The following is a 17,987-nucleotide window of genomic DNA, read 5'->3' on the forward strand; positions in this document are numbered from 1 at the left end:
CCTAGGACGACTTCGTCGCGGCCTTCACCGCTTCGGTGACTGGCGTAGCTATGGCTTTCACAAGGCCCTCGAGGTCCTTCGGGCTGAGGCCGATGTTCCCCGAGCCGACAGAGCTGCGGTCTTTGCCGAAGAGGCGTTCGCTCAGTTGCCTCTTGAGTTCGCGCTGTTGCGCTTCGTCTAGAGACGCGATGAAGGGGTCGATGGCTTTGACCTCCAGGAAGAACCAGTGCATTTGCTGCTGCGCGTCGCGGTGCGCCTTCGCTTGCTGCGAGGCGTAGCCAGCGGCGGTGAGCAGAACGAGGGTGAGCGAAGCGGCGGTGATGAGTTCGGCCCAGTTGATACCGCCAGAGGCGGTCTCGCCAACGCCCATGAAGAACTTGATGATCAGCCAAATGGCGGCGCAGGACAGAGCGCCCATCGCTACATAGCGCCAAAACTCAGCCGCACTTTTCTCGTCGTCAGCCCCTGCCTTGTATCCCCCGGCGACGGCGTCGGCGCCGACCAGGCCGTGCAGTTCAAGGATCGATTGGTGCTTTTCAAGCGCTTCCTCGTAGAGTGTGTTCACTCGTTCCAAGTGGTCTTGATGGTTCTCCTCGAGCGTCTGGCGGTGGGTCGCCGAAATTGATTTTGCTTCCTCCTCTGCGTCCGACCGAAGTTCGCTCAGTTGTTTGCTGTGTTCGCTGCGTCTTGTGTCTTGATCTTGGGAAAACGCGCTTTGACGATCATTCTCTGCTTCGTTGAAAGTGCTTTGCAGAGAGGAGATCACCGCAGAGGATTCCTCACGCAGTGTGTTCAGCGACTCGCCATAGGTTTTGATGTTTCCGACGAGAGAGGTTAGCTGGCTCTCGGCGGCTTCGAGGCGGTCGTAAAAGTCGTCGATAGCTTCTTGGGTCTCCTTGGCATACTGCTCGTGGAGTGCGCGAATTTCATTGGCTTCAGAGGTAATTTCGACTGGGCGTTTGATTGCGCCAATCTGATGAATGGTTGATATTTGAGAGCTGATTGCGTCATTGGCTTGTCTTAGTTGCTGTACGTTACCGCTGGACTGGTAGTTTGAGAGATGAGCTGAGACTTGGTTTTGAATTAAGCCATTCCGAAGTGAATCGAAGAGTTTCGCTGGAAATGTGTCAGAATCCTGGCCGCGAATGGCATCCTCGGCGGTCGAAAGAACCTTCCTGAAACGGCGCAGCTCTGCTTCGTGATCGACGTCGCGGTCCTCGTGTTCGACGCTCGCGAGCTTATTCAGCGTCTGCAGATTTTCGTGAATGGGGTGCTTCTCGTAAGCGTCGGACCATCTGGACATGCGGCAACTCTACTTGGGTGCGCAGAAGCTTAGCTTCTGAAAGGCTGTGATGGGCGCGACCGTATCTCTGCGGCTTTACTTGGGCAAGTTTTCGCCGCGTCTGGCTGTCATCAGAACCCCGAATGGTCCAGCGAGGTTGCGCCTACTTGATGGTGGCACCACCAAGGGAGCGACGTCGCTGCGGTGATCATCCGCACCGACGGCTTTCGATGGGCAGGTCCCCGTCCCCTGTTTTTTCGCCCCTCCCCGCCTGATCCAAAAAAGTCGCGTATTCGCCCAAACAACACGCAACAGGACAGGCTATGACAACTGCACCTAACTCCCGGGCGCGGCGCAATCGCCGTGCGCAACTCGCGACCACCCCGCGTATCTCTCCCCGCCGACCCACTCCCCGACCCGGCGTCGCCGCGCTCAAGACCACCACCATGGCCGACCTCGACCGGCGGCAGTTCCCCGAGCGCTCCATGCTCATCGACCCGTTCCTTCGCTCCGGTGAGACCGCCCTCGTCTGGGGTGCGACCGGCCTGGGAAAGACCCAGTTCTCCCTCTCCCTCGTGATCGCCATGGCCTCGGGCGGCAGCGTCGGCGGCTTCAGCTGTCCTGAGCCCCGAAAGGTCCTTCTGGTCGACGGAGAGATGCACCTGCAGGACATCCGCGACCGGGTTCGTATGCTCGTCAGGACCGGGGCGGTGATCCCCGGAGCCCCCGAGACCGAATGGATGGACAATCTCGTCATTCTCGCCCGACAGGATCAGGAGCCCGGCGCGGGCTTCATCGACCTCTCGGAACCGGAGGACCGCAACGCCCTGCGCAAGAAATGCCAGGAGGGCGGGTTCGACGTGATGGTGGTCGACAACTTCACCACGGTCACCGACGGGCTGGAGGATGAGAACGCCTCCACGGCCTTCAAGGGCGTTCAGGAGTTCTTCCTGCAGATGAAGCAGTCCGGGATCGCCACGATCCTCATCCACCACGCCCGCAAGGACGCCAAGGCGTTCAGGGGCAGTCAGAGCCTGTCGGTCACCTTCGAGGTGATCATCAAGCTGCTTCCGCCCACGCTCTCCTCGGTCCACAGCGCCTCGTTCCGCCTGGAGTTCGAGAAGTTCCGGGCGAAAGGGGATCAGCGGCTGAACCCCAAGGTCTGGACGCTGTCGGACGAGAGCGGATGGGCCATCGTGGATGATGAGTCCTCCGACGATGACCTGCAGAAGCTGGCGAAGGCTGTGCGGTCGTTGGAATACGTCAGCCAGACCGAACTGGCCGACGCGATTGGCTGCCACAAGGGCACCGTCTCCAAAAAGCTCAAGAAGGCCGTGTCCCTTGGTCACCTGAAGGAGGGCGAGGCTCTCGAGTGTTTCCGCAAGGCCCGTGCGCTTCGCGACGATCCCGATGGGGCCTTGGAGGACGCCTACCTGGACCACGACGACTACTGATCCCTCAGGCTTCTGCAGCATCGTTTCGGACCGTCAGGTCGCCCCGGTAGATCTCTAACCGGGGCAGGGAAACCGGTCCTCCCGCGTCGTGTTGCGTGTTGTCTCTCCTAAGGGGCAACGCAACTCGCAACGCCCGGCAGGGCCATTTCATAAATCATGGCGGCGATTCACGCGGGCATATCCCTTCACCCGCGCGCCGCGCTTTCCCCCCCCATCCCCCCGTGGGGATTTCTCACAGGACAGATGATCGAAAACACTTACGAGCCCTCACGGGAATCGCCCGTGGGGGTGTTTCCGTTCGACCCGTCATCCGGGTCCCCGCTCCTCACCCCGAAAGAAGCCGCGGCTTTCCTGCGAGTCGCCGAATCCACCCTTGCCGCCTGGAGGACCGGACGGCGCGGCCAGATGGGGCCGCCCTTCGTCAAACTTGGACGCAGGGTCTTCTACCGTCGCATCGATCTGGAGGAGTTCGTCGCCGGGAACCTCATGGTTCACACCGGCAGCGCCTGAGCCACGCGGTCGCATCGCGATCCCGCGCTTGGGAGCACCCATGGGGCACCCACAGCGTTGGGTGTCTCTTCGGGTCTTCCGCTAAGTGCTTGAAGGTAATGGCGCGCCGGGGAGGATTCGAACCCCCGACCCCCAGATTCGTAGTCTGGTGCTCTATCCAGCTGAGCTACCGGCGCCTGCCGTCCACTTGATCCTCGACCCTCGTTTTCCCCTTCCGGCGACCCGGTGGGCGAGGGCCTCGGCGGCGGGCTTCAGCGGCCCGCCTCGTGGCGTGGAGCGGTGTTTACGGCGCAGCGCCGGGGGACGCAAGGGGGGTTTTGCAGGTTTTTTCGCCTCGCTCGATTTTTTCTGTCGGACCCGCCGGTTGCGGCGCCGCCGCGCTCCCGCTCGCCCGCGCGGCGCCCCCGCGCTTGCGCCCGCGCACGGGCCGTGCTGCGATGCGCCCCGCGCCAGATCCCCCACGCCCGCAAGCGTCCCCAAGCGGCCAGGAGACCCCGCCATGCTCGGCCCCGAATACAGCCTGATCGAGGCCTCCATCCCCACGGATCACGCGCGCCCGGCCGATGCCGACGTGATGCTGGACGAACGCTTCCCCGACCCGCCCGCGGGGCTGCGGGCGCTCGATTTCGGCTGCGGCGGCGGGTCGGGCTACGACGTGCTGCGCGCCCGCCTGCCGGGGCTGCGCTACAGCGGCGTGGACATCGAAAGCTCGCCCGAGGTCGACGCGCGCACCCGCGACGACGCCGAGTTCCGCAGCTTCGACGGCGTGAACCTGCCGTGGGAGGACGGGGCCTTCGACCTCGTCTATTCGCGCCAGGTGTTCGAACATGTCCGCCACCCGGATGCCGCGGTGCAGGACATCGCAAGGGTGCTGAAGCCCGGGGGCGTGTTCCTCGGCTCGCTGTCGAATCTCGAACCCTACCACTCGTTCTCGATCTTCAATTACACGCCCTACGGCGTGTTCCGGGTGCTCGAGGACAACGGGTTCAGGCTCGACGCCATGCGGCCGGGGCCGGAGGGGCTGTCGCTGATGATGCGCCAGCTGACGGTGCGGCGGATCAGGCGCTTCCCGCTGGTCTATACCGCGGTCGAGGCGGCGGGGCGGATCAAGGGCTGGGACGCGCGGCGGCGCAATTACCTCAAGCTGCGATTCTCGGGGCATATCTGCTTCGCCGCCACGCGGCTGTGACGCGCCCCTAGACGCGCATCGCGGGCGGCTCGCCCGGCGCAGACTCGGCCTCCCACACGCCGCGGGCCACGGCGCGGGCGACGCAGTCGGCGGCGGCCGAGCCGATGGCGGCGAGGCGGGCGGCGCGGATGCGGCCCTCTCCGATGGACACCCGGTGGGCGCCCTCCCCCGGGGCCAGCGCGAAGATGGTGTCGCCGTCGAAGGGCGTGTGCGCGGGCCGGATGGCGCGGGCGAGCCCGTCCTGCGCCATCATCGCCACCCGCTTGCATTCCGCCGCCGTCAGGTCGGCGTTGACCGCCACCGCGCCGATGGCGGTGTTGCCCCCGACGCCGGGGCCGACGCCGGGGCCTTCGGGGGCCGCTGCGTCCTCGAACAGCGTCGCCGCATCGAAGCGCAGCTTCATGTCGGCGGGCAGGGGGGCGGGGTCTCCGGCCCAGTCAGGCCCGGGGCGCAGGCCGCCGAACTCTCCGCCGATCTCCCACGGCCAGGCCCAGAACGGGCCGTCCGGGGACATGCGCACGGACCCGACCGGGTTCGCCGCCACGATGGCGCCGACGAAGAGGCCCGGCGCGATCTCGAGGCTGGCCGAGCCGATCCCGCCCTTCACCGCCCCCGCCTTCGCCCCGCAGCCCGCGCCGTGGGAGCCGAGCGCGAAGCCGCCGGCCCCCGGTCCCCGCGCCTCGACGGCGAGCGCCGCTTCCAGCGCCGCGCGGGCCAGCGCCGGGTGGGGCGGGCCGTCCTTGGCATAGGCGGCGGCGGAATGCGGCCCGAGATCATAGAGAATCGCCCCCGGCACGATCGGCACCGCCGGGTGGTCCGGCCCCATCTCAAGGCCCCGTCCCATGGCCGAGAGCGCCGCCGCCACCGCGTCGCCGCCGCCGAGCCCCAGCGCCGAGCCGCCCGAGAGGGTCACGGCATGGGCCGCCCCCACGAGGTTCTCGGCGTCGAGGGCGTGGACCTCGCGCACCCCCGGCCCGCCGCCGCGCACATCGGCGCCCGCGGGGCAGGGGGCGGCGGGCAGCAGCACGGTGACGCCGGTGCGCAGGGCCCCGTCCTCGGCCTGGCCCACGGCAAGGCCGGGCACGTCGTCGATCAGGTTGCGCGGCCCGGGGCGGGGGGAGAAGGGCATGGGGAAGGCTCCGTCGTTCAGTCGCCCCGCACAGTGGCGGGGGACGCGGGGGCCTTCAAGCGTGATCGGGGGCGGGGCCGGGCGATCAGGCGCGGGGCCGGGCCATCGGGCGCGGGGGGACGCGCGCTCAGCGCATCGCCTGGACGGGCGCGCCCGCGGCGCCGGGGCCGCGCCGCTCGGCCGTCGGCAGCACCAGGCGGAAGCGCGTGCCCTCGCTGTCCGAGGCGACGAGCGAGAGCGCGCCGCCCATCCCGCGCGCCAGCTCCTGCGCGATGGCGAGGCCGAGCCCGGCCCCCCCGCGGGTCGCGCTGCCCTTGAAGGCGGCGAACAGGTCCTTGCGCGCCGCCGCGGGCAGGCCGGGGCCGTCGTCGAGGATGTCGATCTCCACCCCCGCCTTGCCGTCCATGCTGCAGGCGGCGGCGATGATCTCCACCCGCCCGCCGCGCCCCGACGCCTCGAGCGCCTGGCGCGCGTTGCGCGACAGGTTGGCCAGGATCCGGTGCAGGTGGTCCGGGTCGGCCTGCACCGTCAGCCCCTCGGGCGCCGCGTTGACGAAGCCGAGCAGCGAGGACGCGGCCTCGCCCCGCTCCTCCGCCTCCACCAGGTCGGCGAAGACCTCGTCGCGCACGTCCTCGACCAGCGCGCGCAGGGCGACGACCCGCAGCTCGGGCGCCGGTTCCTCGGCCCGCCCGAAATCGAGCGTCGCGGCGCAGAGCGCCTCGGCCCGGTCGAGCGAGCGGATCAGCTTCGGCCCCACCCGGCGCACCGCCGGATCGCCGGACATCGCGAGGCGGTCGGCGAAGAGCTGCGCGGTGGTGACCACGTTGCGCAGGTCGTGGCTGATCTTGGCCACGGCTTCGCCGAGGGCGGCGAGGCGGGCGCGCTGGCGCAGGGCGGCGCGCAGCTCGGTCTCCATCTCGGCCAGCGCCTTCTCGGCGTCGGCGATCTCGCGGATGCCCGAGGCGGGGCGGATCACCCGGCCCGCGTCTTCGGGGGCGAGCTGGAATTCGCGCATGTTGTCGATGACGCGGGTCACCGGGCGCACGACGAAGCGGCGCATGGCGGCGACGATGAGGATGGCGGTGAAGATGGAGATGATGAGCGAGAGCGTCAGCACCCGCAGCCCGTAATCGACCATGGCCGCGCGCAGCGGGTCGGCGGGCAGGGTGATCTCGATCAGCTCGCCCCCGTCGCCTTTGGGCGCGCCGATCACGCGCAGGGTCTGCCCCGCGGGCGCGACCCAGAGGGCCATCGCGTCGCGGATCAGCGTCGGGGCGGCGGCGCCGCGCAGGTCGACGGTGTGGTCCACCGGCGGCGGCATGGCCGAGGTCAGGATCAGCTCGCGGATCGCGTTCCGGCGCAGCACGATGTTGGTGACGCCCGCGGTGTTCAGCAGCTCCTGCTCGAGATCGGGGGACACCATGTCGTCGGGCGTTGCGAGCAGCGCGAGGGACGCGATCTGCGCGCGGTGCAGCCGCTCCATCAGGTAATCTTCGCGAAACCGGGCGACGGAGGGCACGAAGATGGCCACCTCCGCCAGCATGACGAAGATCACGGTCAGAAGAAGGAGGCGCCCCGAAAGGCTGCGGAACAGCATGTGCGGCGTCTTTTACAAGGCTTTCGCGGTCATCGCGGGAAAGTATGGCGGGCCTTGCGCGCGCGCAAGCGGCCTGCGGCGCCGGGGCCGCAGGCGGGACGGCGCCGCGCGGGGGAAGGGCGGGGGCGCGGGCGCGGGGGATGCGCGCCGGGGGCGGGCGGCCTCGGGGGGACATGCCCCCGCTCGGCCGCCCGCGCGGACCTGCGGCCCGCCGGCGCCGTCACCCGAGCCGGGCGAGCAGCTTCACCGCCCGCTTGACCCAGGGGTTGGCGAAGAGGCGGTCCTCGTAATAGCTGCCCGCCGCGCGCTTGGAGATCTCGGACAGCGTCGGGTAGGGCGCGATCATCCCGGCGATGTCGCCGATCTTGAGGCGCTTCGAGATGGCGAGCTGCCAGAGCTGGATCAGCTCGCCCGCCTGCGGTCCGACCATGGAGGCGCCGACGGGGCGGCCCTTGACCACCATGACCTTCAGCATCCCCTCGGCCGCGCCCATCGCCATGGCGCGGTCATTGCCCGAGAACTCGGCGCGCAGCACCTCGACCTTGTCCCCGTGCGCCTCGCGCGCCTCGGCCTCGGTCAGGCCCGCCTGGGCGATCTCGGGGGCGGTGTAGGTGACGCGCGGGATCGGGGCGTCGGCCTTGACCGGCAGGCGGAACAGGGCCGAGCGGACCACCAGCCCGGCATGCCAGCCCGCGGCATGGGTGAACTGGGCCATGCCCGCCGCATCCCCGACCGCGTAGACCTTGCGGTTGGAGACCGAGCGCAGCCCGGCATCGACCTTGACCCCCATCGGCGTCGCCTCGACCCCCGCCTTGTCCAGCCCCAGCCGGTCCAGCGCCGGGCGGCGCCCCGCGGCGACCAGAAGATGCGTGCCGGTCAGCCGCTCGCCGCTTTCCAGCTCAAGCCACACGTCGCCCGGCGTTCCGCCCGCGCGGGCGACGGCGGCGCCCTCGCGGATCTTCACGCCCTCGGCCCGCAGCCGGGCGATGGCGATGGCGGCCAGTTCCGGGTCCTCGCGCCCCAGCGCACGGCCGGCTTCGACCACGGTGACGTCGCAATGAAGGCGGGCATGGGCCTGCGCCATCTCGAGGCCGATCGGCCCGCCGCCGATCACCAGCAGGCGCGGCAGCATCCCCTCCTCGGCGAAGATCGTCTCGTTGGTCAGGTGGGGCGTGTCGGCCAGCCCCTCGACCGGCGGGATCGCGGGGGCGGAGCCGGTGGCGATCACCACCCGGCGCGGGCGGATCACGTGGCCGCCGCATTCCAGCGTGCCCTTGTCGCGGAAGGTCGCCCAGTCGCGGATCACCTCGACGCCCAGCCCCTCGAACCGTTCCTGCGAATCGTGGGGGGCGATGGCGGCGATGACGCCCGAGACATGGGCGCGGACCGCGCGCCAGTCGATCCAGGCCTCGGCCGGGGACACGCCCAGCCCGCCCTTCATCGCGTGGGCGCGCCCGGCGGCGGCGATCAGCGCCTTGGAGGGCACGCAGCCGGTGTTGAGGCAGTCGCCCCCCATCTCGCCGCCCTCGGCCAGCAGGACCGAGGCGCCGAGGCGCGCGGCCCCGGCGGCGACCGACAGCCCGCCCGAGCCCGCGCCGATGACGAAGAGGTCGGGGGTCAGCACGCCGTTCCGGTCGCGCGGAACCTTCGGCCCGGGCGCAGAAGGGGGCGTGGCGGCGTCGGGGGCGGTGGAATCGCTCATGGTCTCGTCCCTCATCTCTCGTCCCTCCTCACTCGTCCGCGGCGCGGGCGGGCCCGGCCTCGGGCAGGGCGGCCCGGCCCCGGACCATGCGCAGCACCGCCGGAAGCGCGGCCAGCGCGCAGAGGCCCAGCAGAGGGCCGAGCACGTGCGGCTCGAACAGAAGGCCCAGGTCCGGGTCTTCGCCGCGGGCGAACACCTCGCCCAGCCCGGCGCCGACCGAGGTGTAGACCACCGTGCCCGGCATGATCCCGAAGAAGGTGGTCCACAGATAGGTGCGCAGCCGCACCCCGAAGAAGGCGGGCGCGAGGTTGGCGATGAAGAACGGCACCACGGGCACGAGGCGCATCAGCAGCAGCACCGAGACCTCGTTCTGCGCCAGCCCCTTGCGGATCCTGGCCGCCGAGCCGCCCGAGGCGTCGAGCCGCGCCGCCAGCCGGTCCCCGAGCCCCGTGCGCGCGGCGAGGAAGATCAGCGTCGCCCCGATGGTGGCCGAGACGAGGATCAGCCCGGCCCCCAGCCACAGCCCGAACAGGAACCCCCCGGTCAGCGTCATCGCCAGCGCTCCGGGCAAGGAGAACGCGACCACCAGGATATAGGCGATGGAATAGGTGGCGGCGGCGAGCGCGAGATTGGCGTCGCGCCATTCCGTCAGCGCCGCCCGGTTGTCGCGCAGCGCGTCGAAGGAGAGGTGGTCGCCCAGCAGGACCGCGCCCGCGACGGCGCCGAGCGCGATCACCGCCAGCGGCGCGATCCGGCGCAGCCCGGCGGCGGAGAGGAGCGGCGGCGCCGGGGGCGTCTCGGGCGCCGCGGCGGAAGGGGAGGCGGGGGCCGCCGCGCCGCGGAGGGGATCGGTCTGGGACATCGTCGGGGCTCCTTCGCGCCTCGGCTGCTCGGTCCCAATGATATGCGGCGGGCGGCGGGGGCGGGGAAAGGCGCCTCACGGCGCATTGATGCGGGGTGAAGGGGGCGGAGGAGGGGCGCCGGACGGGGGAGGGGCGCGAATCCCGGCGGCGCCCTTGCAAGCGGCGGGGCGGGGGGCGCGGCCGGGTGCGGCGCCCGCCCCGGCCGGGGCGGCGTGAAAAAGGCGCGGCCCCGCGCGCCGAATCCCTTGAAACCGCGGCGGCGGCGACGCAAAAGACGCCGAACGCGCGCCCGACCCGTCGGCGCGGCCGAGGCGAATTGACATCCGCACGGCTGCACGATAAGCGGACGCCTCCGAATGATCGGCGCCCCCTGAAGGGCGCCGGGCCGGATCGACGGAGCCCGAAGCCGACGCTGGATTGCAGCGGCGGGGACGGGACCGAAGGATCGGCCCGCACAGCCCCGGCAGATGCCGGGACAGACGCCCGAGGAGAGCCGAGATGAAACGCACCTTCCAGCCGTCGAACCTGGTCCGCACCCGCCGCCATGGTTTCCGCGCGCGCATGGCCACCAAGAACGGCCGCAAGATCATCAACGCCCGCCGCGCCCGCGGCCGGAAGCGCCTGAGCGCCTGATGCGCTCCGCCGCCGCGCCCCACGGGTCCCGGCGGCAGGAGATGCGGAGCCCTGCGCGCCCCCACGGGCCGCGCCGCTCCGCCAGGTCCATGCGCGCGGCCGCGATGCGGCGCGCCCCGGCGGCGGATGACGCCGGAGCTGCGAAGATGGATGACCGGTCGCCCTCGGCGGCCGGTTCCGTCGTCTTCGGTCCTCGCCTCCCGGCCCCGCAGGCAAGCGCCCGCAGGACCGGGCGCATGGCGCAGGGGCCGATGATGCCGACCATGCCGATGATCCCGCGCCCCGGCCGGTCTGCGCCGGGCCGCGCGCCCGACATGTCCCGAAAGGTCTGAGCGGATGGGCGACCTCCCCTCCGACGCGCCCCGCGCCGACGCCCCGGATGTCGGCGCCCGGGCGCAGGACGACCGCCCCGGCGCGTCCGGGGCGCCGCGCCCGGCCGATGCGCCGGGGGCGGCAAGCGGCGTGGCCGCACCGGGAACCCCCGCGCCCGAGGCCCCCGCACCGAACGCCCCCGCGCCCGAGCCCCCCGTGCACGTCGCCGCGAAGGCCGACATCTCGGTTCTGCTCAAGCGCCCGGACTTCCTCGCAGCCGCCGCGGCCAAGCGCTGGTCGGCCCCGGGCCTCGTGGTCCAGGCCCGCCCGCGCCGCCCCGGCGACAAGGGGACGGGCGCGCGCGTGGGCTACACCTGCTCCAAGAAGGTCGGCAACGCGGTGGCCCGCAACCGCGCCAAGCGCCGCCTGCGCGCCGCCGCGGCCGAGGCGCTGCCGGGCCTTGCGCGGATCGGCTGGGACTACGTGCTGATCGGCCGCCACGAGGCCACCGCCGCGCGCCCCTTCCCGGAGTTGGTGCAGGACGTGGTCGAGGCGCTCGAGAAGCTCCACGCCGGGAAAGGCCGCGACGGCGGCCCCCCGCGCCGCAAGAACCATGGCCGGGGCAAGGGCAAACCGGCGCCGAAACCCGCGCCTACGGGCAAGGCATGACCGGGCCGCGCGCAAACACGGGCGCGGAGAAGGGGGGCGAGGGCGCCCCGCACGAGGCGGGCGGCTGCGGCCATCGCGGCGCCCCTGATCACGGCCATGTCCACGCCCCTGACCACGGCCATGTCCACGGCCATGACGACGCCCGCGTCGCGCCGTCGTCCGCCACGCCGCCGTCCGACCGGAACCCGGTCGTCGCCGCGCTGGTGCTGCTGCTGTCGCTGCCGATCCACGTCTACCGCTACACCCTTTCGCCCCTGATCGGCCGCAACTGCCGGTACGAGCCGTCCTGCTCGGCCTATGGGCTCGAGGCGCTGAAGGTCCACGGTCCGGTCAAGGGCCTGTGGCTGACCCTCAGCCGCATCTCGCGCTGCCACCCCTGGGGCGGCATGGGCCATGACCCGGTGCCGCCGCGCAAGCCGCGGGGCCGCTGAAGCCCCCTCGGGCGCCCCCCAGCCGCACGCGCCCCTTGCGCGCGCGCCCGCGCCCGGCTACCTCGCGCTCCCATGGACAGTTCTTCGCATATCGACGCCCCCGCGCCTGCCGAGGATGCCTCGGACCTGCCCCGCATCCTGCAGGGCGCACCGGACTCCGTGGAGTTCCGCAAGCTGCGCAAGCGCGTGATCCGCGAGACCCGCGACGCCATCGAGCGTTACGGCATGGCCACCCCGGGCGACCGCTGGCTGGTCTGCCTCTCGGGCGGCAAGGACAGCTACACGCTCCTCGCCGCGCTGACCGAGCTGAAATGGCGCGGGCTCCTGCCGGTCGACCTTCTCGCCTGCAATCTCGACCAGGGCCAGCCGGGCTTCCCCTCCACCGTGCTGCCCGAGTTCCTCGAGCGCATGCAGGTGCCGCACCGGATCGAGTACCAGGACACCTATTCCGTCGTCACCGACAAGATCCCCGAGGGGCGCACCTATTGCTCGCTCTGCTCGCGCCTGCGCCGGGGGCACCTGTATCGGATCGCGCGCGAGGAGGGCTGTTCGACCGTGGTGCTCGGCCATCACCGGGACGACATGCTCGAGACGTTCTTCATGAACCTCTTCCATGGCGGGCGCCTCGCCACCATGCCGCCGCGCCTGCTGAACGAGGAAGGCGACGTCTTCGTCGCCCGCCCCCTCGCCTTCGTCTCCGAGGCCGATTGCGGGAAATTCGCCCGCGCGATGAACTATCCCATCATCCCCTGCGACCTCTGCGGGTCCCAGGACGGGCTGCAGCGCATGCAGGTCAAGGCCCTGCTGGATGAGTGGGAGAAGAACCGCCCCGGCCGCCGCCAGGTGATGTTCCGCTCGCTCATGAACGCCCGCCCCTCGCACCTCCTCGACGATTCGCTGTTCGATTTCGCCGGGCTGATGCTGAAGGAGAAGGGGGAGAAGGCGGACGAGGTTCCCGACCTGCTCGGCTGACGGCGTTGCGGGGGCTGCCGCCCCCGGTCCCCCGCTCGAGGGGGTGACCCCCTGAAAACCCCCTTTGTTTTGGGCGCTTCCCCCGTTTGCGGAGGGAGGGGGTCGACGCACTGCGTCGACGGGGAGGGAGGCATGCATGCCTCCCTCCCCTGTGCCGCCCCGCGCGGCGTCAGCCGCAACAACGCACCGAAAAATCAGGCCAGCGTGTCCTCGCACCCGGCCCCGGCGATGGCGCGGGCCTCGGCGACGAGCTTTTCGGGCAGCGGCGTCGGGCGCCGCTCGGGGTTCTTCACGTAGACATGGACATAGCGGCAGGCGGCATGGGCCAGTTCCTCGCCCTTCGAGAACATGGCGAGGCCATAGACCAAGGAGGTGCGCCCGATGCGGTCGATGCGCATCCCGACCTCGACATCCACGGGCCATTTCACCTCGGCCATGAAGCTGCACTGGGTGTCGGCGACGATGCCGATGACGTCGCCATTCGGCAGCGACAGGCCGACCTTCTCGATCAGCCACCAGTTCACCGCGCTGTCGAAGTATTCGTAATAGGTCACGTTGTTCATGTGACCGTACATGTCGTTGTCGGCGATGCGGGTCGTCATCGGGTGCAGGCGGCGATAGGCGTCACGCGTCGGGCGCGGCAGGGGCATGGGCGGAACTCTCAGGCAAGGGCGGGCGCGGATGCGCATGCGGCGGGTCGATATCCGAAACGGCGTTCCGGCATGCGGTCAGCCTAGGAAATTGCGGCGCGCGGCGCCAGAGGGCGCGGGCCCCGCGTGCGCGGCGGCCTTCCCTCCGCGCCGCTTGCGGGCTAAATCCCGTCGGAGAACGGCGCACGTCCAGAGGCGCCGCATTGGGAAGAGGCGCCGAGAGATGATCCGCGGGATCCTGTTCGACAAGGACGGCACGCTGTTCGACTTCAACGCCACCTGGCGGGGCGTGGCCGAGACCGCGCTGGCGCGGCTTGCGCCGAATGACCCGCAGAAGGCGCGCGAGATGGCGCTGGCGGCGGGGTACGACCCCGACCGGCGCAGCTTCGTCGCCGGATCCGCGCTGGTGGCGGGCGCCGCCTCCGAGGTCGCGGCGATCTGGGCGCCCTTCCTGCCGGGCCGCACGCGCGCGGAGCTGGAGCGCCAGATCAACGCCCTGGCGGCCGAGGCGGAGGGGCCCGAGCTGACCCCCGCCGCCGCCGACCTGCCGGGCCTGCTGGCGGGGCTGGGGCGCGAGGCCGGGCGGGCGCTGGGCGTCGCCACCCACGATTCGGAGGACGCGGCGCGCGCGCATCTCGGCGCGGTGGGGGCGCTCGACGCGTTCTCCTTCATCGCCGGCTATGACAGCGGCTGGGGGCTGAAGCCCGGACCGGGCATGGTGCACGCGTTCTGCGACGCCTCGGGGATCGAGCCGTCGCAGGTGGCGATGATCGGCGACAGCCTGCATGACCTCGGGGCCGGGCGCGCGGCGCGGGCGGGGCTGGTGGTCGGGGTGCTGACCGGCCCGGCGGACGAGGCGGAGCTCTCGGAGCTCGCCGACATCGTGGTCCCGTCGATCGAGGCGCTGCCGGGGCTGCTGGCCGAACGCGCGGCGGGCTGAGGCCCGTTCGGCGGCTCAGGCGAAGGCCGCCTCCAGCGCCGCGTCGCAATGGATGAGGGTGGTGTCGAAGACGGGCAGGGGGCTGTTGCCGCCGTCCAGCAGCATCCCGACCTCGGTGCAGCCGAGGATCAGCGAATCCGCCCCCGCTTCGCCCAGCCGTCCCGCGATGCCTTCATAGGAAGCGCGGCTTTCGGGGCGGGTCTCGCCCAGGCAGAGCTCATCATAGATGATCCGGTGCGTTTCCGCCCGGTCCGCATCCCCGGGGATCACCGGCGCCAGGCCCGCCGCGCGCAGGCGGCCCGTGTAGAAATCCTGCTCCATGGTGTAGGCGGTGGCCATCAGGCCGGGGCGGGACTTGCCCGCCGCCTTCAGCGCCGCCGCGGTGGCGTCGGCGATGTGCAGGAAGGGGATGGAGACGGCGGCCTCGATGGCCGGGGCCACCTTGTGCATGGTGTTGGTCGCCAGGATCAGCAGATCCGCGCCCCCGGCCTCGAGCCCCTTGGCGGCCCCGGCCAGCGCGGCGCCCGCGCCGTCCCAGTCGCCGCGGGCCTGCATCGCCTCGATCACGCCGAAATCGACGCTGCGGATCAGGCAATCGGCGGAATGCAGACCGCCGAGGCGCGCGCGCGCCCCGGCGTTCAGCCGCGCATAGTACAGCGCGGTGCTCTCGCAGCTCATGCCGCCCAAGATGCCGATGGTCTTCATGGGGCCCTCCCGGGCGGCGCGCGGCGTGCTCAGTCGCAGTCGCGCGCGGCGTTGTACGCCAGGTAGTAGGTGTAGGACGAGCGCTTGGCCTGGCCCTCGGACGCGGTGAAGTCCGACTTGCGCTTCACGATGGAGAAGCCCTTGGCCTCGGCCACGGACTCGCCCGTGCGCGGGTCGGTGTAGTCCGAGAGCGCGATCACGTCGCCGACCTGCGGCGCCTCGGCGGGCAGCACCAGGAACATGGCGGCGTCCTGGTAGAGGCCGTCATTGCACGCGCCGTCCGGCAGCTTGGCGACGGCGGGCAGCAGCTTGGGCTTGCCGAGGATCTCGGCCGCGGATTCGGTGGCGGCCATCACGGCCTCGGCGGCGGGGGCGGCGGCGACGGCCTCGACCGCTTCGCCCTCCTCCTGGGCGTTGGCGGCGGCGGCGGTCATGGCGAGGGCGCAGAACGCGACGGTGAAGATGCGCTTGGTCATGGTGGAAACTCCCTGGGTGTACGCGAACGTCCGCGGCAGGCTAGCGAGTCGTTGGTTAATCCACAATTCAGTTGTTGGGCGTTTCGCGGGCGAACGGGGGCCGCCCCGCCGGGGACTGGCGAAAGGGGCGCCGCGTCGGCGTTTCGACGCCCCTCCGCACGTGGAATTACGCGGGCAATTCATGCCCTTGCGTCAAGCGGCGCGCGGCGCCCAGTCCGCCCAGCGGCCATGGTAGCAGCCGCGGCCCAGGAACTCGGTCCTCCCCCCGGGCCAGGTCTGCAGCCGGATCGAGGCGCCCGGCGCCCGCCCGTCGGGCTCGAGCGACAGGCGCAGCAGCGGCGCCGCGGCCGTCGCCCGCGCGCCCGCCCCGGCGAAGGCGGCGTCGATGGCGGCGCGGGTCGCCTCGGGCACGTATTGGCGCATGATGGTGTGGACCGCGAGCCGGGCGGTTCCCGTCGCCTGCGGGGCGGCGAGGCGCGCGGCGATCCAGTCGGCGGCGTCGGCGGCCTCGGGCGGCGGCGCGGCGGCGGCGAGGGCGAGGGCGGCCTCGACCCGCGCGCGGCGGGCGTGCTGGTCGGGCCAGACATAGGCCAGCATCCGCGCCCGGGCGGCGGGGTCCGAGGCGTCGACCGGGTTGAGGTCGCAGGCCGCGCGGCTGGTGATGGAGAGGGGGGCGGAGAGGTCCGGGGCCGCGCCGCTCCAGGTGCAGGCGAAGCGGGGCGCGTCCGCGGGGCCCCAGCTCCGCTCGCCCCCGTTTTCCGGGCCCAGGTCATAGGCGTAGCGGTCGAAGAGCAGGTTCAGCCCGGCCGAGGCGCCGATCTCCAGCAGCTCGAACGGCATCTTGTGGCGGGCGGCGGCGACCAGCGCGCCGCCGAGCAGGATGGCCGAGCGCCCCGGCTCGTTGGTCTGCGGCGGCGAGGCGAGCCAGGGGAGCAGCGCGTCCGGGTCTTCGGCGAAGGCCTGCATCGCGGCGCCGGCCAGGGTCTCGGGCGAGAAGGGCGGCGGCGCGGACCAGGCGGCGGAGAGGGCGGGGCGCGTGCCCGCCCGCGCCAGCGCGTGCAGCCCGCCCGCGATGCGCAGCGGCAGGGCGTCGGCGAAGGGGCGGCCGGGCCAGGCCAGCAGCGCGTCCGAGACCGGGTCGCCGGGGCGGACGGCGCCGGCCAGGCCGAACATCAGCGCCGCCATGAAGGGCGAGCCGAGCTCGGCCGAGGCCTTGCCCTGCCGGGCGAAGGCGGCGCGGATGGCGGCCTCGCCCGTCTCTTCGCCCGCGCGGGGGGCGGTGGAGATCGGCTCCTGCGGTCCTGCGTTTCGCATGTCGAAAATTCACCCGTTTCAATCCTGTCGGGGACATGTTTACATGCGCCCGACCGCGCGGCGAAGGGGGAGAGGCCGCTGGCCGCGCGCAGGGATGCAAGAGACAAGGGAGAGAGCCCATGCGCGCCATGCGCCTGAACGCTCTGGGAGAGAGCCTGAAGCTTGAAGACGTCGCCGCGCCGGAGCCCGGCCCGGGCGAGGTGCGCCTGAAGCTGGAGGCCTGCGGGGTGAATTTCGCCGACACGCTGGTGATCCACGGCAAGTACCAGGAGAAGCCGGACCTGCCCTTCAGCCCTGGCGCCGAGGTCTGCGGCGTGGTCGAGGCGGTCGGCCCGGGCGTCGAGGCGCCGAAGGTCGGCCAGCGGGTCGCCGCGCTGATCGGCAATGGCGGCATGGCCGAGGCGGCGCTGGCGCCCGCCGCCGCCTGCGTGCCGGTGCCGGACGGGATGGACCCGAAGGTCGCCGCGGCCTTCCTGATCGCCTACGGGACGTCCCATGTCGCGCTGGACTACCGCGCGCGGCTGAAGCCCGGCGAGCGTCTGCTGGTGCTGGGCGCCGCGGGCGGCGTGGGCCTCACGGCGGTGGAGATCGGCAAGCTGATGGGCGCCGAGGTGATCGCCTGCGCCCGCGGCGCGGACCGGCTTGAGGTCTGCAAGGAGATGGGCGCGGATCACGTGATCGACAGCGCGGCGCAGGACATCAAGGCCGAGTGCAAGGCGCTGGGCGGCGTGGATGTGGTCTATGACCCGGTCGGGGGCGAGCAGTTCAAGGCGGCGATGTCGGCCTGCCGCCCGGAAGCGCGGCTGATCCCCATCGGCTTCGCCTCGGGCGAGATCCCGCAGATCCCGGCGAACCTGCTGCTGGTCAAGAACCTCGACGTCGTGGGCCTCTACTGGGGCGCGTATCGCAAGTTCAAGCCGGAGGTGATCACCGGCTCGATCGCGCAGCTGTTCGGCTGGTGGGCCGAGGGGAAGATCAAGCCGCACGTGACCAACGTGTTCGGGCTCGAGCAGTCGAACGAGGCCATCGAGGCGCTGGCCAAGCGCAAGGCCACCGGCAAGGTGGTGGTGGACTGCCTGGCCTGACGGGCCTTGCGGATCGCTGGTGAAGGGGGCGGGCCTGCGGGTCCGCCCCTTTTCGCTTGCGCGCGCGGGGGCGG

Annotated in this window: 18 protein-coding genes and 1 tRNA gene; 9 read left to right on the forward strand and 10 right to left on the reverse strand. The window is 71.6% G+C overall.

What is annotated here, in order from left to right; genetic code table 11:
• Position 1: 1 nt before the first annotated feature.
• A complete protein-coding gene (locus ACQ5SO_RS01915) occupies positions 2 to 1,303 on the reverse strand; it encodes a hypothetical protein (protein ID WP_430939875.1) in 1,302 nt (433 codons plus the stop codon).
• A 302-nt stretch (positions 1,304 to 1,605) separates the two neighbouring features.
• On the opposite strand from ACQ5SO_RS01915, the gene ACQ5SO_RS01920 reads away from it, so the two are divergent.
• Together ACQ5SO_RS01920 and ACQ5SO_RS01925 are read left to right on the forward strand one after the other, a co-directional pair.
• Positions 1,606 to 2,736 carry an AAA family ATPase gene (locus tag ACQ5SO_RS01920; RefSeq protein ID WP_430939876.1) on the forward strand — a complete coding sequence of 377 codons (1,131 nt, stop codon included), beginning with the start codon at positions 1,606 to 1,608 and terminating at the stop codon, positions 2,734 to 2,736.
• 243 nt (positions 2,737 to 2,979) lie between these two features.
• Positions 2,980 to 3,246, forward strand: coding sequence for a helix-turn-helix domain-containing protein (locus ACQ5SO_RS01925; RefSeq protein ID WP_430939877.1), 267 nt, complete (start codon positions 2,980 to 2,982; stop codon positions 3,244 to 3,246).
• A 99-nt stretch (positions 3,247 to 3,345) separates the two neighbouring features.
• Here the strand turns inward: ACQ5SO_RS01925 and ACQ5SO_RS01930 are convergent.
• A tRNA-Arg gene (locus ACQ5SO_RS01930) sits at positions 3,346 to 3,422 on the reverse strand.
• Positions 3,423 to 3,745: 323 nt separating this feature from the next.
• Between ACQ5SO_RS01930 and ACQ5SO_RS01935 the strand changes: the two genes are divergently transcribed.
• Positions 3,746 to 4,435: a class I SAM-dependent methyltransferase gene (locus ACQ5SO_RS01935; protein ID WP_430939878.1), complete on the forward strand. Its 690-nt coding sequence runs from the start codon at positions 3,746 to 3,748 to the stop codon at positions 4,433 to 4,435.
• Positions 4,436 to 4,442: 7 nt separating this feature from the next.
• Here the strand turns inward: ACQ5SO_RS01935 and ACQ5SO_RS01940 are convergent, their stop codons facing one another.
• The 4 genes from ACQ5SO_RS01940 to ACQ5SO_RS01955 all read right to left on the reverse strand — a co-directional run bounded on the left by ACQ5SO_RS01940 (position 4,443) and on the right by ACQ5SO_RS01955 (position 9,725).
• Positions 4,443 to 5,564, reverse strand: coding sequence for a P1 family peptidase (locus ACQ5SO_RS01940; RefSeq protein ID WP_430939879.1), 1,122 nt, complete (start codon positions 5,562 to 5,564; stop codon positions 4,443 to 4,445).
• Positions 5,565 to 5,691: 127 nt separating this feature from the next.
• Complete coding sequence (locus ACQ5SO_RS01945) at positions 5,692 to 7,161, reverse strand: sensor histidine kinase (protein ID WP_430939880.1); 1,470 nt, start codon at positions 7,159 to 7,161, stop codon at positions 5,692 to 5,694.
• Positions 7,162 to 7,381: 220 nt separating this feature from the next.
• Positions 7,382 to 8,878: a dihydrolipoyl dehydrogenase family protein gene (locus ACQ5SO_RS01950; protein ID WP_430939881.1), complete on the reverse strand. Its 1,497-nt coding sequence runs from the start codon at positions 8,876 to 8,878 to the stop codon at positions 7,382 to 7,384.
• A gap of 13 nt (positions 8,879 to 8,891) precedes the next feature.
• Positions 8,892 to 9,725 (reverse strand): TVP38/TMEM64 family protein, encoded by an 834-nt coding sequence (locus ACQ5SO_RS01955; protein WP_430939882.1) that lies wholly within the window; start codon positions 9,723 to 9,725, stop codon positions 8,892 to 8,894.
• 499 nt (positions 9,726 to 10,224) lie between these two features.
• Between ACQ5SO_RS01955 and rpmH the strand changes: the two genes are divergently transcribed.
• The 4 genes from rpmH (at position 10,225) to ttcA (ending at position 12,743) form a co-directional block, all read left to right on the forward strand.
• Positions 10,225 to 10,359: a 50S ribosomal protein L34 gene (gene rpmH, locus ACQ5SO_RS01960; protein ID WP_430939883.1), complete on the forward strand. Its 135-nt coding sequence runs from the start codon at positions 10,225 to 10,227 to the stop codon at positions 10,357 to 10,359.
• A 462-nt stretch (positions 10,360 to 10,821) separates the two neighbouring features.
• Positions 10,822 to 11,340 carry a ribonuclease P protein component gene (rnpA, locus tag ACQ5SO_RS01965; protein WP_430939895.1) on the forward strand — a complete coding sequence of 173 codons (519 nt, stop codon included), beginning with the start codon at positions 10,822 to 10,824 and terminating at the stop codon, positions 11,338 to 11,340.
• Complete coding sequence (yidD, locus tag ACQ5SO_RS01970) at positions 11,337 to 11,771, forward strand: membrane protein insertion efficiency factor YidD (RefSeq protein ID WP_430939884.1); 435 nt, start codon at positions 11,337 to 11,339, stop codon at positions 11,769 to 11,771. The genes rnpA and yidD overlap by 4 nt, the downstream gene beginning before the upstream one ends.
• A 72-nt stretch (positions 11,772 to 11,843) precedes the next feature.
• Complete coding sequence (gene ttcA, locus ACQ5SO_RS01975; protein WP_430939885.1) at positions 11,844 to 12,743, forward strand: tRNA 2-thiocytidine(32) synthetase TtcA; 900 nt, start codon at positions 11,844 to 11,846, stop codon at positions 12,741 to 12,743.
• Between the two features lie 194 nt (positions 12,744 to 12,937).
• Here ttcA and ACQ5SO_RS01980 read toward each other — a convergent pair whose 3' ends face one another.
• Positions 12,938 to 13,393, reverse strand: coding sequence for an acyl-CoA thioesterase (locus ACQ5SO_RS01980; protein WP_430939886.1), 456 nt, complete (start codon positions 13,391 to 13,393; stop codon positions 12,938 to 12,940).
• 223 nt (positions 13,394 to 13,616) lie between these two features.
• Here ACQ5SO_RS01980 and ACQ5SO_RS01985 point away from each other — a divergent pair, with 223 nt between their 5' ends.
• On the forward strand, positions 13,617 to 14,333 hold the full coding sequence (locus tag ACQ5SO_RS01985) for an HAD family hydrolase (RefSeq protein ID WP_430939887.1): 717 nt from the start codon (positions 13,617 to 13,619) through the stop codon (positions 14,331 to 14,333).
• A gap of 15 nt (positions 14,334 to 14,348) precedes the next feature.
• Here the strand turns inward: ACQ5SO_RS01985 and ACQ5SO_RS01990 are convergent, their stop codons facing one another.
• From ACQ5SO_RS01990 to ACQ5SO_RS02000, 3 genes are all read right to left on the reverse strand, one after another.
• Entirely contained in the window at positions 14,349 to 15,038 is a 690-nt protein-coding gene (locus tag ACQ5SO_RS01990; RefSeq protein ID WP_430939888.1) for an aspartate/glutamate racemase family protein, read from the reverse strand.
• A gap of 29 nt (positions 15,039 to 15,067) precedes the next feature.
• Positions 15,068 to 15,514, reverse strand: coding sequence for a hypothetical protein (locus tag ACQ5SO_RS01995; RefSeq protein ID WP_430939889.1), 447 nt, complete (start codon positions 15,512 to 15,514; stop codon positions 15,068 to 15,070).
• 192 nt (positions 15,515 to 15,706) lie between these two features.
• Complete coding sequence (locus ACQ5SO_RS02000) at positions 15,707 to 16,828, reverse strand: DUF2332 domain-containing protein (RefSeq protein ID WP_430939890.1); 1,122 nt, start codon at positions 16,826 to 16,828, stop codon at positions 15,707 to 15,709.
• Positions 16,829 to 16,947: 119 nt separating this feature from the next.
• Between ACQ5SO_RS02000 and ACQ5SO_RS02005 the strand changes: the two genes are divergently transcribed.
• A complete protein-coding gene (locus ACQ5SO_RS02005; protein ID WP_430939891.1) occupies positions 16,948 to 17,913 on the forward strand; it encodes an NADPH:quinone oxidoreductase family protein in 966 nt (321 codons plus the stop codon).
• Positions 17,914 to 17,987: the final 74 nt, after the last annotated feature.

Origin of the sequence: Rhodovulum sp. DZ06, from assembly GCF_050586345.1 — a bacterium.
Classification (GTDB): domain Bacteria; phylum Pseudomonadota; class Alphaproteobacteria; order Rhodobacterales; family Rhodobacteraceae; genus JBOCEF01.